The sequence below is a fragment of the Streptomyces sp. NPDC002265 genome, assembly GCF_040296125.1.
Taxonomy (GTDB): domain Bacteria; phylum Actinomycetota; class Actinomycetes; order Streptomycetales; family Streptomycetaceae; genus Streptomyces.
Window position 1 is genome coordinate 1 of sequence record NZ_JBEOWS010000228.1, and the last position, 15,690, is coordinate 15,690.

Annotated in this window: 10 protein-coding genes; 6 read left to right on the top strand and 4 right to left on the bottom strand. The window is 69.3% G+C overall.

Translation table 11 applies throughout. The annotated features are described in order from the left end of the window. Positions 1-50 precede the first annotated feature (50 nt). Positions 51-2,381, bottom strand: coding sequence for a M4 family metallopeptidase (locus tag ABT085_RS31245; RefSeq protein ID WP_351615356.1), 2,331 nt, complete (start codon positions 2,379-2,381; stop codon positions 51-53). Between the two features lie 1,185 nt (positions 2,382-3,566). On the opposite strand from ABT085_RS31245, the gene ABT085_RS31250 reads away from it, so the two are divergent. The 4 genes from ABT085_RS31250 to ABT085_RS31265 all read left to right on the top strand — a co-directional run bounded on the left by ABT085_RS31250 (position 3,567) and on the right by ABT085_RS31265 (position 7,602). Continuing rightward, complete coding sequence (locus tag ABT085_RS31250) at positions 3,567-6,140, top strand: nitrate- and nitrite sensing domain-containing protein (RefSeq protein WP_351615359.1); 2,574 nt, start codon at positions 3,567-3,569, stop codon at positions 6,138-6,140. Next, positions 6,137-6,559 carry a roadblock/LC7 domain-containing protein gene (locus ABT085_RS31255; RefSeq protein WP_351615361.1) on the top strand — a complete coding sequence of 141 codons (423 nt, stop codon included), beginning with the start codon at positions 6,137-6,139 and terminating at the stop codon, positions 6,557-6,559. Before ABT085_RS31250 ends, ABT085_RS31255 begins: the two co-directional genes overlap by 4 nt. Positions 6,560-6,563: 4 nt before the next feature. Continuing rightward, complete coding sequence (locus tag ABT085_RS31260; RefSeq protein ID WP_351615364.1) at positions 6,564-6,917, top strand: DUF742 domain-containing protein; 354 nt, start codon at positions 6,564-6,566, stop codon at positions 6,915-6,917. Positions 6,918-6,981: 64 nt separating this feature from the next. Next, complete coding sequence (locus ABT085_RS31265; protein WP_351615366.1) at positions 6,982-7,602, top strand: GTP-binding protein; 621 nt, start codon at positions 6,982-6,984, stop codon at positions 7,600-7,602. A 508-nt stretch (positions 7,603-8,110) separates the two neighbouring features. Here the strand turns inward: ABT085_RS31265 and ABT085_RS31270 are convergent. Then, positions 8,111-8,542, bottom strand: coding sequence for a DUF6924 domain-containing protein (locus ABT085_RS31270; RefSeq protein WP_351615369.1), 432 nt, complete (start codon positions 8,540-8,542; stop codon positions 8,111-8,113). Between the two features lie 1,627 nt (positions 8,543-10,169). After that, positions 10,170-11,018 carry an MHYT domain-containing protein gene (locus ABT085_RS31275; protein ID WP_351615372.1) on the bottom strand — a complete coding sequence of 283 codons (849 nt, stop codon included), beginning with the start codon at positions 11,016-11,018 and terminating at the stop codon, positions 10,170-10,172. A gap of 316 nt (positions 11,019-11,334) precedes the next feature. Here ABT085_RS31275 and ABT085_RS31280 point away from each other — a divergent pair, with 316 nt between their 5' ends. After that, complete coding sequence (locus tag ABT085_RS31280) at positions 11,335-14,163, top strand: AfsR/SARP family transcriptional regulator (RefSeq protein ID WP_351615374.1); 2,829 nt, start codon at positions 11,335-11,337, stop codon at positions 14,161-14,163. A gap of 407 nt (positions 14,164-14,570) precedes the next feature. Next, positions 14,571-15,119, top strand: a complete 549-nt coding sequence (locus ABT085_RS31285) for a sigma-70 family RNA polymerase sigma factor (protein WP_351615377.1) — start codon at positions 14,571-14,573, stop codon at positions 15,117-15,119. 193 nt (positions 15,120-15,312) lie between these two features. On the opposite strand, the gene ABT085_RS31290 is transcribed toward ABT085_RS31285, so the two are convergent. Continuing rightward, a partial coding sequence (locus ABT085_RS31290; RefSeq protein WP_351615380.1) for a helix-turn-helix transcriptional regulator occupies positions 15,313-15,690 on the bottom strand: 378 nt, incomplete at its 5' end.

Here is a 15,690-nt window from a genome sequence, read left to right on the forward strand (position 1 = left end):
TGCCGTGGGGATGGGTGGGTGTGGGGGGATCACCGACCGTTCCCGCCTGGTCAGAAGGTCAGGCTCCAGCGGTCGAGGTAGCCGGGCTCGGGAGTGTAGATGCCGGGGGTCGCATCTGTGACGCGCAGCTTCCAGGTGCCGTTGGCCGGCACCGCGGAGGCATCGACGGTGTACGTGGCGTGGATCTGGCCTTCACCGGTGTCCCAGTACCAGGGCTTCACCGGGATCTCCGTGCCGTTCTGGCTGACCAGCGTGACCACCTGGCCGCCGACCCACGGGTGGACGAGGTCGATGGTCACCTTGAGGTCCTTGGGGGCGTTGCCCTTGCGGCCGGTCACGATCAGCGGGGACTCGATCGTCTTCCAGTTGGGGATGTCGAAGCGGGCGGGGTTGACGAAGTAGCGTCCGCCGGAGGCGAGGACGGGCCAGTCGAAGCGCACCGTGAGCCTGGCCTTGCGCTGGGCGGTGTTACGGATGGTGACGGCCGCCTTGTAGGTGCCGGCCTTCTCGGGTGTGCCGCTGATCAGGCCGGTGTGCGCGTTGATGGACAAGCCCTTGGGCAGGCCGTGCGCCGTGTAGGAGAGCTGCCCGGGATCGGAGCCGGCGGCCTCGATCTGGCGTGTGGTGGGCTGGCCGACGGCGACGGGCCGGGTGGAGGGCGCGGTGACGGCGATGTGGTGGATGTAGCGGGCGCCGACGTTGACGGCTGCCCAGGCGTTGCCGACGGCTTCGTAGGTGGCGCTGCCCTGTCCGAACAGGTCGGCGGCCGCCTGGAGGGTGGCGGTGCGGGCGCCGGCGTAGTCGGTGGTGCTGGTCATGTAGGTGGTCAGGGCCCGGTACCAGATGTCGGTGGCGTTGTTCAGGCCGATGCCCGCGACCGGCTGGCCGTCGTAGGTGGGGCTGTCGTAGGCGGCGCCGTTGACGGTCTTGCTTCCGCTGCCCTCGGACAGGAGGTAGAAGAAGTGGTTCGCGGGGCCGGAGCTGTGGTGGACGTCCTGCTTCTTGAGGTCCGGGCTCCAGTAGTCCGCGGACGTGCCCTTGACGGGGTCGGCGTCCTTGGAGGGCTGGTCCATGTAGCGCAGGGGTTTGCCGGTGCCGCGGACGTCGGCGAGTTCGCCGATGGTGTAGTCGGGGACGTCGGCGGCGTTGTTCGCGAAGAACTCGACGGCGGTGCCCATGATGTCGCTGGTCGCCTCGTTGAGTCCGCCGGACTCACCGGTGTAGACGAGGCCGGCGGTGGCGTAGGTGACGCCGTGAGTCATCTCGTGGGCGGCGATGTCGAGTTCGGTGAGCGGCTTGGTGTTGCCCAGGCCGTCGCCGTAGGTCATGCAGAAGCAGAGGTCGTCCCAGTAGGCGTTGGCGTAGCCGTTGCCGTAGTGGACGCGGGAGGAGGCTCCGACACCGTTGTCGGCGATGCCGTGGCGGCCGAAGCGGTTGAGGTAGAAGTCCCAGGTCTCGCGCTGGCCGTAGGCGGCGTCGACGGCGGCGGTCTGGCGGTCGGCGGTGGTTCCGTCGCCCCAGATGTCGTCGTCGTCGGTGACGAGGGTGCCGTTGCCTCCGCCGGTCAGGTCGTAGGTCTTGTGGCTGCCTCGGTCGGGGTCGGTCAGCTCGTAGACACCGTTGTCGTCGACGGTGCCGATCTCGACCTGGCCGCTGTAACGGCTGTTTCCGGTACCGGAGTTGATCTGCTCGGTGCTCTGGAGCTGCCTGCCGGTGGTGGCGTCGGTGACGACCATCAGCCGGCTCGGGGTGCCGTCGGCCTGGGTGCCGGTGACGTAGGACTGCCAGGCGAGGGTGGGCTCGGTGCCGTCCATGAAGACGACGAGCCGGGGCTCCTGGGCCGCGGAGGCGTCCTCGGTGCGTTCCTTCTCGGCCGTGGACAGCGCGGACTTCTTCGCCTGGGCGGCGCTGAGGGCGGCCTTCGTCGTGGGGACGGTGACCGGAGCCGGCGACGCCTTGGTGACGGTGCGGCTGTCGGCCCGTTCGTGGACCACCAGGTCGCCGCCGATGACGGGAAGGCCTGCGTAGGTGCGCTCGTAGCGGGTGTGCACCGTGCCGTCGGCGTCCTTGATGACGTCCTTGGGTATCAACTGCTCCTTTGCGCCAAGGTGCAGGGCGTGGGCGGTCGTGGTGCGCTGTTCGGTGGCCGCCTTGAGCAACTGCTTGCGCTGTGCTGCGGAGAGGGCGTCGGGGCGCGCCCCGGACCTGGCGTCGGCAACGATCCTGCCCGGCGCCGTGTCCCCGTCGGCAGACGCGGCCGCGGCGCCGGTGGCAGGGAGGAACGGGGTCAGCAGCGCGGCCACCGTGACGGCAGCGGCGGCGAGGCGGCGGCCCCGTGCGGGGTGCCCGCCGCGGGTGGGAGAGGGGTTCGGGGGTGACATGTCGCCCGTGGCAGACGGGTGGCGGTTCACTCGTGCAGCTCCTTGTGCCCGGCCGGGAACGGCCGCTGGGACGGAGGATGTCGGAGACCTTCGTGGGCTCCGCGGTACGGCGTGCGGCTGATATCCGCCGCCGGGTTGGATCGTTTCAGCGCGCCCGCTCACTGTCACCACTGCGGAGATCATTGTCCGAAATTCGGTGACTCCGGCGACGTCCGCCGTTCACGGTATGGCGGCTTCCACGTGCCGGTTTACGGTCCGGCAACAGCGAAATTACGTCGAGGAGCGAACGTTTTCAGCCACACCCAACCTGAGACGCGCGGCGTAGTTGGCGGGATTATGTGGGGTTTTTTCGGTGGTCACCGCAGACAACTTGTCGTCCGCAGAGACGACCTGACGACTCGTTCGGCACCCCGCAACCACCTTTTCGAGCCACGACCCCGGCCTTGAATCGCACACCCCGGGCGGCCGCGCCCCACACAGTCGGCGGGTGCGCGCAACGCGCATAGAGCAGTAGACGCGGAGCGCCGCCCCCGCCCGCCCCGCACGCAGGTCGTCCTGATCCCGCCTGTCGACCGTTCAACCGTACGGAAATGCGCGACCGAAGGGGAAGAGCTTTTTCCCGAAAGCGCAATAGGCGTTCAAGAATTGAAGAGTTGCGTACATGACAAAGCCTTGCTTTCGGGTGCGCTAACCCGCACATTCGATCGCAAAACAACTTGATTGTCGGGGGTTCAGCACTGGATGTCGCAGGGCGGGAACCTCTCGCGAACAGCAATGCTGAACAAAAGAACCCGCACCACGGCCGCCGGGATATTCACTTCCTGGCTCATTCAGGTACGCTTCCGGCGGGTCTTGAGGCGAGGTTTCTGCGCGCAAGTATCCGGTGATGCGGAATGTGGGTCTCGACCGAGAAGCAGCGAATACGTCTTCCTCTGCTGAGCTGGAACGGCGCTCCGCGCCGCTCTCCCGGCCACGCACCGCATGGACCACGTATCCGCTCTCCTCGGCGAAGGAAAGTCCGCTTCACCCAGAGACGAACGAAATCCAAATTCCTGACGGACGCTGGCCGTGTCGCCACCGCCCCGAGGGTGGGCACCGCCTTTTCCATGGAGTTTGCGACCCCTCATGAAAACGCGTGGAACGACAATTCGCAGGAAGCTGACAGCGGTCCTGCTGCTTCCCCTGGTGTCACTGGCCTCTCTGTGGGCCTACGCCGCGTATCTCTCGCTGGGCAACGCCCTGACGCTGGCGCACGTCAATACGATCGGCACCCACCTGGCGCACCCCCTGGGCCACGTGGTCATATCCCTCCAGACCGAACGGCGGGAATCGCTGATCCGGCTCGCCGCGGGCAAGGCCTCTGGGAACAAGGCGGCCGTGGGGAAGGGTCCGGCAACAACCGGCACGAACGACCTCCGCGACAGCCGCGCCGCCACCGACAAGGCGATCAGTGAGTTCCTGGCGCAGGCGCACGACGAGAGTGTGCGCGACGACGAGACCGCGCGAGTGCGGAAGAGCGTCGACACAGCGGAGCAGGCACTCGGTTCCATCACCACACTGCGCCAAGGCGTCGACACCGGGATGCTCCCCAGCAGCAAAGTGCTCGCCTCGTACACCCTCATGAACGCGGCGATCTCCGACGCCTTCCGCAGCATGACGATCCTGCCGGCCGACGACGCCCAGGACCTCGGACTGGCACTGTTCACGCTGGTCCTCTCGGGCGACTGCCTGGCACAGGAGGACGCGCTCATCTCGGCTGCGGCCGCCAGTCCCCAACACAGACTGGACCCGGAGGCGTACGCCGCGTTCGTCCAGAACGCCGGTACCGAGCGTTACCTCAACGCCCTCGCCATGCCTGGCCTGCCCCCGGCCCTGCGCGCCCCGTTCGAGAAGCTCGCCGCCGACGGTGGCCCGCTCCAGCAGGTCATGGCCATGGAACAACGCGTCATAGTGGCCGGCCCCGACGCACGGCAACTGCCGTTCTCCATCAAGCAGTGGCGCGCCGTGTACGACAAGTCCTGGTCGACGAGCAACGAGTTGGCCCTGGGTGACATCGACGTCGTCTTCACCCTCACGGACCCTCCGGCCCGACACGCCCTCGTCGAACTGCTCACCGCCGGACTGCTCGGACTCGTCGCACTCATCGTGTCGGCGGCCATGTCCGTCAAGATCGCCCGCTCACTGGTGATGGACCTTAGCCGACTGCGTGAGTCCGCCCGCAACCTGACCGAGGACCACCTGCGCGACGTCGTCGGCCGACTGCGCCGCGGCGAGAACGTGGACGTGGCCGCGGACATGACGCGCCCCGAGTTCGTCAACCCCGAAATGGCCCGACTCGGTGACGCCTTCTACGCACTGCAAGTCACGGCCGTCGAGCTCGCCCACGAGGACATCCGTCTCTACCAGGGCATCAAGGATGTCTTCCTCAACCTCGCCCGGCGCAGCCAGGGTCTGGTCCACCGCCAGCTCGGTGTGCTGGACGCCATGGAGAAGCGCGAGAACGATCCCGAGGTCCTCAACGGCCTCTACCGGCTCGACCAGCTGGCCACCCGACTGCGGCGCTACTCCGAGGGCCTGATCATCGTCTCCGGTGCCGCGTCCGGTCGCATCTGGCGGCACGCGGTCCCAGCCGTCGACGTCGTCCGTGGCGCGGTCGCCGAGACGGAGGACTACGCCCGGGTCGTCGTCCTGCCGATCCCTCCCATCGGCATCAAGGGCCAGGCCGCGGCCGACATCATCCATCTGCTCGCGGAACTCATCGAGAACGCCCAGAACTTCTCGCCCGCCGACAGCGAGGTGCGGGTCAGCATGGGCACCGGCGCCAGCGGCGTGATCGTCGAGGTCGACGACCGGGGCCTGGGCATGCGTGAGGAGGCCCTCCAAGCCGCCAACGCGCAGATCAACGCGCCGCAGGACATCAGCCTTCTCGACAGCACTCACCTGGGACTGGTCACGGTGGGCCGCCTGGCCCGCCGCCATGGCATCAACGTCACGCTGCGCCCCTCTCCGTTCGGAGGTGTGTCCGTCGTCGTCCTGATCCCGTACTCGCTGATCGAAGAGGGCCCGGCCGGCATCGAGCCGCCGGCCGCGGGCACGAGCGAGGCCGACATGCCCGCCCGCGCCTTCGGGCAGCCCGGCCCACGCCAAGCCGCGGCGCTTCTGGACGCCGCTTCGGAGTCCGGCGCCTTCGTCCACCAGACCAGCCATGCCGTTCCCGGCTCCTGGGACCAGAGCACGCCGGTTGGGTCACCCGATGCCTGGGCGGTGTCGCACCCGATGGACGCCGAGCCCAGCGACATGAGCTGGCACGCCCAGGACGCGGCCTCGTCGACCGCACCGCCCGACATGATCGACGGCCTGCCGCGCCGGGTCAGGCAGGCCAACCTCGCTCCCCAACTCATGAACGACGCGTACGCGCCCCCCGGAAAGGCTCCCATGGACTGGGCCGAGGCCCCAGGCGCCAGCCAGGCCGCCCCGGCCGACGCGCCTGCGCATCAGCGGGTCGCGTCCTGGTTCGGAGCCATGGCAGAGGCCCGGTCCGACAGCAACCCTCCGGCCCCCGCGAGCACTGCCTGGGCAGCCGAAGGGACCGGGGAGAGCTCCGACGCAACGACCGGGCGGCCTCCGCAGGTGCGCTCGCTGATGGCCGCCCTGCAGCACGGCACCGCACGAGGGCGGATGGATTCCAACACCAGCCAGTTCCCCCTCCCCGACCTGTCCACCGGCGATCACTACCAAGGAGATGGAAGGTTCAGATGACCCAGCCGATCGTTGCCGAAGCGGCCTCCAACCTGGGCTGGCTCCTCAATGACATGGTCCAGCGCGTACCAGACATCGCCCACGCCGTCGTGCTGACGACGGACGGCTTGATGCTGGCCGGCTCCGACGGACTGAGCCTGGAGCACGCCCAGCAACTCTCCGCGGTCGCCTCCGGCTTCCACAGCCTTGCCAAGGGGGCGGGCCGCCACTTCGGAGGCGGCGCCGTCCGCCAGACCATGGTGGAGATGGAGGCCGGGTACCTCTTCGTCTGCTCCGCGGGCGACAACGCCTGCCTGACGGTGCTCACACCGGAGGGCTCCGACATCGGCGCGGTCGCCTACGAGATGGCGCGTCTGGTCAAGCGGGTCGGCCAGCACCTGTCCGTGAACGCCCGCGGCCAGAAGCACGGCATCGGCTGATGGCATGAACGACAGTGACTGGGTGGACGACGGACCGCTGGTCCGTCCGTACGCCCTGGTACGAGGGCGTACCAGGGCCCGCCATGACGTGTTCGACCTGGTGGCCTTCGTGGTCGCGCTGGTGGACACCCTGCACGGGTGGATCCACATCGAGCCCGAGCACACCCGTCTGCTCATCCTGTGCCGCAGACCGGTGTCGGTGAGTGAACTCTCGGCCGGTGCGAACCTGCCGATCGGTGTGGTCCGGGTCCTGCTCGGCGATCTGCTCGACATGGGGGCCATCAGGGTGCGCGAACCCAGCGAGCGGCCCAGCCCGCAGCTCATCAGAGAGGTCCTCACCGGCTTGCGGGCCCTGTGAACCGGTTCACCGGCGCCAGACGGCGCCGCTACTCGACATCCATCGGCTGAGAAATGGAACGGTCATGAGCAGCATCGTGCCAAGAGGCAAGACGCCCCCGCTTGCCGCGGACGACCTGCCCCAAGCAGTCAAGATCCTCGTCGCGGGAGGGTTCGGGACCGGGAAGACCACCCTGGTCTCGACGATCAGCGAGATCACCCCCTTCCACACCGAGGAGACCCTCACCCGCGCGAGCATCGGTATCGACGACACCTCGGGTGTGGAGCTGAAGGCCACGACCACGGTCGCCATGGACTTCGGCCGCATCACCCTCCGCGACAAACTCGACCTGTTCCTGTTCGGCACCCCCGGTCAGGACCGCTTCTGGTTCATGTGGGACGAGCTGGCCGCGGGTGCCCTGTGCGCCGTGGTCCTCGTCGACACACGGCGCCTGCCGGTGTCCTTCCCCTCCATCGACTACTTCGAGCGCCGGCGACTTCCCTTCGTCGTCGCCGTCAACTCCTTCTCGGGATCGCGCGCATACCCGGTGGAGACGGTGCGCGCCGCCCTGGATCTGAACCCGGACGTGCCCGTCGTCCTGTGCGACGCGCGTCAACGTCGTTCGGTGAAGGATCTCCTGATCTGCGCGCTGGAACACGCACTGGCGATCGAGGAACGCGCCGCGGCTCGCGAGGAAACCTCCTGACGACGCGGCCGAGTTCGCCGACCATGCCGTGCCGGAGGGTCCCTAAACGCCCGGGGCTTGCCGGCACGACGGGGTTCACGCGCGTCGCCGCGCCCGGCACGCGTGCACGGCGAGGAGGATGCCGTCACCGATCGCGACCGCGGCCGCGGCCGCGCTGCCGAACAGGGCGGCCTGGGGGCCGCTTCCGGCAGGTTCCGGGTGCCGATCGTACGGTCGTCCGTGGCCACGAGGAACCACGACGGATTGGTTTTCCACGCGACGGCCTTGGTCGTGCTTGCAGGCTCTTGATGACGTCGTCCCAGATGAAGGCGTCCGCCTACGCGCCGTGCACCAGCACGACGGTGGCGCGATCACCAGCACCGTGGGGGCGTACTACGGCCGTATGACGTACGCCCCGTGTCCGTGGGCTGACCGTGGGCGCCCGTCGCTCGGTGAGCGCTGGACTCCGCTGCCGAAAGCAGCCCTCGCTCATGACCCAGACGTCGCGGAGGCCGGTCGTCGCCGAGGATCAGAAGCCGCGGAAGACGCCCTCCTCGTCCGCGGCGTCGACGAACTCTTCCCAGTCCATGTTGCCGATGGAGATGTTGTTCTCGATCGCCGAAAGCTCCTCGACCACGACGCGCAATTCGTCATAACCCTGCTCCGGCGCGTCCTCGTCCTCCTCGTCGAACAACTGCACGGCGAGCAGAGGCATGCCGGGAGCGGTGAGGGCGCTCTTGTCAGCCACAATCATCAGGTCGCTCCCGGGAGGCGCCAGCGCGACGATCTGCTCGGTGGTCAGATCGCTGTAGGCGGGATCGTCCACGACGTGGACATCGGCGACGAATTCCTCGTCGTCCGGGGTGGTGGCGGCCGTACGGAGTGCCTCCCACGCCGCCTGATCCGAAAAGTCCGTACGGATCAGCAGGGTGCTCTCCGTCTGGGGCAGGCTCTTCAACATCTCTCTCCTCATGGGGTGTTCGACAGTCACCGGGCGGTCAAGCCCGGTGCAGGGTGATCTCGTAGGCGAAGTGAGCACCAGGGCAGACGTGCGGCCCCGTAGCTCGTTCGCACAATTGGCAGTGCGCGGGCACGCGGGGGCGGTGGACGTCGGCGAGTGCGTAACGTCCCTGGCGGGGCACTTACAGGGCCTCCCTCTCGGGCAGGCGGACCCGCACCCGGGAACCGCCGATCGCAGTTCGTGCCCGACACTCCCCACGGCCACGCGGCATTCTCCGGATTCCGCCATCAGCAGCAGGACCGCGTCGCATGCCAGTGTCTGCAGCGTGATCGTCTCCAAGCTCCAGAATCCGGCACGTACCGGCTGATGAAGGGCCTCGCCCAGGCGGGCGGCCATCGCGCGCAACCGGGGTGTGGCTCCACGCTAGCGCGGAGGCTCCTCCTTGCCTTGCGCCGGAGACGGGCAAGTGGCAGCGAGCGGGCGGACTTCCCCGGCTCGCAGGACCGTGCCCGCGTCGACGGACCAGACCATGGCCGGGCCACCGTCACGGCAGGCCGAGACACACAGCGCAATGTCGCGGAACAAGCGCTCTGCTTCAAGGCCGCGGTCGATGAGGCTCACGCCATGCCTTCTCGTCGTGGAGGTGTTCGGGCAGCTCGGCATCGCCCGTGTCGATGGAACAACGGTTCGTGAACGGGACACCAGTGACGGCTGGTGTTGGAGAACACGACGCCTCGAAGGGGCAGTTGCGGGACACCGACCCCACGGGAGGACAGCGCAATCCGGCTCCTCGCTCCCGTCCGGCACCGCACAGCAAGATGCCACAAGTGAGGCCGGGCCTGGAGGGCGGCAGAACACCGATCTGCCGCCAATTCCCCCGGTGGGAGGCCATGTGTGACCTCTCATGCGACGCTGCGGCGACCTGAAGGCTGCCCCATGGGCAGCAGTTGTGCCCATTGAGGCATGCCCCGGGCCCGCGCCTGCAACAGTCGGCTCATGGGTGATGTCGTTCAGGTGAATGTGCGCTGCACGTCCACGGAGGTGACGCCGAAGCCCACCTGCCACCTCAGATGACCCGCGGGCCTGAAGCTGGAGAACGTGGACGCCGATCCGTTCCTCCATCACGGCACCACCACCGCGAAGGGTGCGAAGGACGGCGGCATCCACCTGCTCAGCGCCTCTTGCAACCCGCCATTGGGTCCTGCTTCTCCGCCGCCTGAGCCGGTGCTCCGGTCCCGCTCGGCACCGGAGCACCGTGACCGGTTCGACCCAGGGCGGGCGGACCGGTCATCGCGGCCCGTCCGTGCGCGCTTCCCGGCGCACGGGCAGGTCGTCTCTGTGCACCATCGGCATGGACTCCGCGCGGAAGCTGCGCCCCAACAGGACCGTCCCGCAGCCACGCTTTTGGCCTTGCGCGAAGGCGAAGCCTCCAAGGAAACGGGCTTCAGAGTCCGCGTCTTCGGGCTGCACTGCCGCCCTTGGCCGTCGAACCGTGCAGCCCGCCTCCGGCCCCCGAGAACCGGTCGACAGCGACCGAGAACGAGCACTGCGGCCATCTCTGCCGCGAAGGGAAGGGATGCCCCTCCCCGCGCTCGTGGCAACGATGACCGCGCCGGCGGTGAGTCACCTACCAGCCGAAGTCGTCAGACGTCTCACGCCGGTGGCCCGGGCCGGACTCCGCGAACACCGAGGCAGCTCCCTGGCTCCCGCGGTCGGTCCGCGCGGCCGAGCCGTCGCCGAACCCCTCACCGGAGACGACCAGCGGGTCGAACATGACGACGACTCCGGCGAACAGGAGGAAGAGGACCGGCCCGAGGAGCATCGGGACCAGCACCTTGGCCAGGGACGAACCCGACTCCACCGCACCCTGGTCGTGCAGGTGGACGCTCACACCGGCCATGGCGGTGTAGTGCATGCCGCTGACGGCCACACCCATGACGAGGCTCGCCCCAAGCGTGGGCAGGAAGCCGCGCACGCTCGCGGCAGCCCACAGCGCCGCCGTCGCCGCCGCCACGGCGATGACGACGGACGTCGCCACGACGACGGGCTGGTAGTCCAGGTTCCCCTCGAACTTCATGCTGGCCATGCCGATGTAGTGCATGCCCGCCACCCCGAGACCTGTCGTCAGCCCGGCCAGCCCCAGGGTGACCGGACCCGCTCCCCGGTATCCGACGATGAAGACGCCGACACTCACCATCACGATGGCCACGAGCAGGCTCAGCAGGGTCAGCGACACGTTGTAGTTGATGGGCACATCGACGATGTGGAACCCGACCATCCCGATGAAGTGCATCGACCAGATGCCGCATCCCAGCGCGGCCGCTCCCAGCACGAGCCAGCCGGCCTTGAAGGAACGTTCCACCAACAGAGAGCGGGTGACACAGCGCAACGCGAGAGCACCACCCAAGCACGCCATGACGTACGCCACGATGGGCGTGATCCACCCATAACTGAATCCATTGACCGTGCCGTACATGACGCCCTTTCGTGGAGATTGCGTGCAGATAGAGCTACAGGCACGGGCATGTAGTTTCAAGTTCAACATTTGAAGTCATGCCGGGAAGCCGCGTGGTCTCCGACGACGGGGAGCACGATCCGCCCTGCCCATCGCCCCCGTCGAGAGGGAGTCGGCGCCTGTCCCTGGCGCGACACGCCGCCCCCGGCGACGTCACCCAGGCATGCGATCCCATGAGCCCTCAAGAGGCGGACACCGGCGAACTCCGCCGCATACTCCGCAACCCCGGGGCGCGGACACGCACGCGGCGCCCTTCGGCAAATAGAATCGACCGGACATGCGTTTTCAGATCCTTGGACCCGTCCGGGTCTGGCAGGGGACCAGCGACCTCGAGCTGGGCCCTCCCAAGCAGCGAGCCCTGCTGGCCCTGCTGCTGGCTCATGCTGGTCAGCCGGTGCCCCTGCACGGGATCGTGGACTCCCTGTGGCACGAGGGCCCCCCGGCCACCGCGGTCAACGTTGTCCACCGCCATGTCGCCGCGCTGCGCAGGCTCCTCGAACCCGGTCTGCGCTCCGGAACCGCCTCCAGCCGTCTGGTCCGCGCCTCGGGCGGCTACGGCCTGAACGTCTCCGGGGACGAACTGGACCTGCTGCGGTTCCGCACCCTGCGCGAGGACGCGCACCGCTGTGCGCAGCAGGGCGACCAGGTGAAGGCCGTGGAACTGCTCGTCGAGGCACTCGACCTGTGGCGCGGCCCTGCCGCATCCGGCATTCCCCCCGAGGTGCGCACCTTGCCGGTCTTCACGGCCATCGACGACGAGCACGTCGTGGCCGTGAAGGACGCCGCCGCGTACGTGCCCACGGCAGGCGCCGCGCTGACCGAGCGCGTTCTGGTCACCCTGCGCCAGGCCGCGTCCCATCATCCCTTCGACGAGGCGCTCCAGGCCCGGCTCATCGAGGTCCTCGCCGCCGCAGGCCGCCAGGCCGAGGCGCTGGAGACGTACCAGGTCGTCCGGGCGCGCATCGCCGAGGAGATCGGCCTGGAGCCCGGGCCCGAACTGCGCGAGGCGCAGCGCGGTGCCCTGGAGCAGTCGCATCGGCCGCAGCCGGCCGCGCTCGCGACGAACACCTCGCAACCCGCCGCGGCCGCCGCCGCGGATCGGGTGCGTCCCGCGCAACTTCCCCGGGACCTGGGCGCCTTCACCGGCCGGTGCGCCGAGCTGGAGCGTCTCGACAACCTGGTGCCCGGTCCCGGCGAGGCCGCGCAGACGGTCGTGCTCAGCGGCATGGCCGGCGTCGGCAAGACCACCCTCGCCGTGCACTGGGCCAACCGTCTCGCTCCCCGTTTCCCCGACGGACAGGTCTACGTCGATCTGCGCGGCTTCCACCTGAGCGGGGCAACGATGAGCGCGGCGGAGGCGCTGCGCGCCCTGCTGGACGCCTTCGGCGTGCCCGTGGGTGACATCCCCGCGGAACTGCACGCGCAGGCCGCGACGTACCGCGGGCTCCTGGCCGGGCGGCGCGTCCTCGTCGTGCTGGACAACGCCCGCGACTCCGAGCAGGTGCGCCCGCTGCTGCCCGCCCCGCACGGCTGCCTGGCCGTCGTCACCAGCCGTCACCAGCTCCAGGGGCTCATGGCCGTCGAGGGCGCCGATTCGGTCACCCTGAGTCCGCTCGACGAGAGCGAGGCCCGCGCACTGCTCGCCCGCCGGCTCGGCACGGTGCGGGTCGAGCGCGAGGAGCACGCGGTCGCGGAGATCATCAACCTCTGTGAGCGGCTTCCGCTGGCCCTGGCCATCGTGAGCGCCCGAGCGGCACTCAACCCGGGCTACCCGCTGGCCGCCATCGCCGACGAGCTGCGGGCGAGCCACGGCAGCCTCGACGCCTTCACCGGGGAGCCGCCGCTCGCCGACGCACGCTGCGTCTTCTCCTGGTCGTACCAGGCCCTCACACCGGAGGCCGCCCGGCTCTTCCGCCTGCTGGCCCTGCACCCCGGCCCCGACTGCTCGGTGGCCGCCGCCGCCAGCCTGACCGCCACCCGCCCGCGGCAGACGCGGACTCATCTGACCGAACTGGTCAGAGCCCACCTGCTGTTCGAGAACGCGCCCGGACGGTTCTCCTCCCACAGTCTGCTGCGTGCCTACGCCGCGGAACTCGTCGAGGAACTCGACACCGACGACGACGCGGCCGCGGCGACCACCCGCGTGCTAGATCACTACCTGCACAGCGCCCACGCCGCGGAGACCGTCCTCGCACCGCACCGCGAACGCATCGCCCTGCGTCGCCATGCGGTCCACACTCTGCCCGAACGGTTCCCCGACCAGCGGGCCGCGGCCGACTGGTTCGACCGGGAACGGCCGGTGCTGCTGGCTGCCGTGGAACAGGACGGCCGCCGCGGCGACGGAACCTTCAGCTGGCAGCTGGCCGCTGTCCTCGAGATCTACCTGGACCGCAACGGACGCTGGCAGCAGCAGCGGACCGTGCAGACCACCGCCATCACCGCGGCGCAGCGTGGCGGCGACCTGCTGGGCCAGGCGCACGGCCACCGGGCTCTCGGCTTCGCCCTCGGCCGGCTCGAACAGTGGGAGGGCGCGGGCGAACACCTGGAGCGGGCACTGCACTTGTTCGAGGAACTCGGCGACACCCACGGACAGGCCCGCGTCCACCGCTACGGGGCGTTCGTCGCCAATCGGCACGGCCGGCACGCAGACGCTCTCGACCACTACCGGCTGGCCCAGGAGCTGTACCGCTCGGCCGGCCACCTCAACGGCGAGGCCAGTGTGCACAACGAGGTGGGCTGGACGTATCTGCTGATGGGTGAGTACGACAAGGCGATCGACGAGTGCAGCCGTTCACTCGCGGTCCACCAGCAGACCGGCGACCCCAACGGCGAGGCCGCCGCGTGGGACAGCCTGGGCGTCGCCCAGCACCGGCTGGGCCACCACGAGCGGGCCCTCGACAGCTTCCGGCACGCGCTGGAGCTGTACCGCCGGATCCGGGACTCCTACCTGGAGGCCGACACCCTCGTCCACATCGCCGACACCCACCTGGCCCTCGGCCGGACGGACAGCGCGGGCCGGACACTGCGGCAGGCCCTGGACATCCTGGAGCACATCGGCCACCCCTCCGCCGAGGGCGTGCGCGCCAGGCTCCTCGAAATCGCCTGAACCCTCCGGCGGGGCGGCTCCGTGTACCACGCGGAGGCACTGTGACGCAGTGCACGCCACACACGGACGGATCCGGCCGACGGACGCGGCACGCGCGGGACGGGACGGCAGCCCTTCGGGACCGACCGTCCGTTCGGCATGTCCGGCGTCAGAAATCCGTCAGCTTTCCGGCTGCGGCCGCTGCCTACGATCCCCGCACGTGTTGGTTCCCCGGTGGGGAACTCCGCCGAAGCAGGCACGACATGTGTCGTGCCCGTCGGCCGTGAACCGTCACCTCCGGTTCGGCCGGCGCACCGCCTTGCCCCGTCCTTCGGCGATCCCGCACACCCTCCCGGCCGTCTCCTGCGGCCGTGATCGCCCGTGCGAGCAACCACGACGGGCGGATCCTTGGTCCCCACGGAATCGACATGACCTGCGCAACCGCTCCGGCCGCACACCGCGAGCACCTCCTCGAGGTGCTCGTGGCCGACCACGCCAAACCCCTGCTCGCGTACGTCGAGCGCATGCTGCGCGACCGCCACACGGCGGAGGACATCGTGCAGGAGACCCTGATACGCGCCTGGCACCACGCGGACCGGCTGCGTGCCAGCGAGGGATCGATCCGCGGCTGGCTGCTCACGGTTGCCCGCAACCTGGCCATCGACCGCATCCGCAGCGCCTACTCCCGCCACGAGTCGGTGGGTGCGGAACACCAGGGCCTGCTGCAGAACGACCACGCCGACACGTCGGCGGCCTCCGTCGACGCCCTGGCCCTGCTGCGGCACCTCTCGCACGAACACCGCGAAGTCCTGGTGCACACCTATCTGCAGGACAGGACAGTCCACGAGACCGCCCGCATACTCGGCGTCCCCGCCGGCACGGTGAAGTCCCGGCAGCACTACGCACTGCGCCAGCTGCGCAACCGGGTCCGGTCGAGGGCTGCTGTCGAAGCGCCGGACCGCGCGGCAGCGGCATGACGCGGCCCGCGGTAGCGCCGGCCGCGAAGATCCCGTTTCGGCTCGGTCCGGGCGTGGCCGAAACCGGCAGTTCGATCCGACGGGTACACGCCGAGGCGGCCTCGGACTGGGCCAGGCCTGTGGTCCTGGGCAGCGGCCGGTGCACCAATGCGGCCCGGTCGAGCCGGTGAAGCTTCCCGGTCAGAACACCAGGCTAGAGAAGGCCCTGGCGCAGTGCGTAGGCGACGGCGTGCACGCGGTTGCGCAGGCCGTGCCGGACGGTCAGCTCGTGGATGATGTATTTGACGGTCCGTTCGGAGTAGTGCAGGGCCGCGGCGATCTCCGTGGTGCTGAAACCGGCCGCCAGCTGCCGCAGCACCGCGAGCTCACGGTCGGTGAAGGACGACGGGTCGTCACCCCCGTCGGCGCCCTGTCCGTCCCAGCGCCGGGTACGGATCTGCTCCAGCAGCGATCCGAGCATCGACTGCGGCAGCGAGGCGGCACCGCGCGCGACCGCGCAGAGCATCTCGCTGATGTCCGACAAGGTGGTCTTCTCGCGGGACATGAAAGCCACCAGTCCCAGCCCGATCAC

Bases quoted from the DNA above. Each gene is read 5' to 3' on its own strand.
- ABT085_RS31275 (WP_351615372.1), bottom strand. From the start codon at position 11,018: ATGTACGGCACGGTCAATGGATTCAGTTATGGGTGGATCACGCCCATC.
- ABT085_RS31255 (WP_351615361.1), top strand. From the start codon at position 6,137: ATGACCCAGCCGATCGTTGCCGAAGCGGCCTCCAACCTGGGCTGGCTC.
- ABT085_RS31280 (WP_351615374.1), top strand. From the start codon at position 11,335: ATGCGTTTTCAGATCCTTGGACCCGTCCGGGTCTGGCAGGGGACCAGC.
- ABT085_RS31270 (WP_351615369.1), bottom strand. From the start codon at position 8,542: ATGTTGAAGAGCCTGCCCCAGACGGAGAGCACCCTGCTGATCCGTACG.
- ABT085_RS31260 (WP_351615364.1), top strand. From the start codon at position 6,564: ATGAACGACAGTGACTGGGTGGACGACGGACCGCTGGTCCGTCCGTAC.
- ABT085_RS31265 (WP_351615366.1), top strand. From the start codon at position 6,982: ATGAGCAGCATCGTGCCAAGAGGCAAGACGCCCCCGCTTGCCGCGGAC.
- ABT085_RS31285 (WP_351615377.1), top strand. From the start codon at position 14,571: ATGACCTGCGCAACCGCTCCGGCCGCACACCGCGAGCACCTCCTCGAG.
- ABT085_RS31245 (WP_351615356.1), bottom strand. From the start codon at position 2,381: ATGTCACCCCCGAACCCCTCTCCCACCCGCGGCGGGCACCCCGCACGG.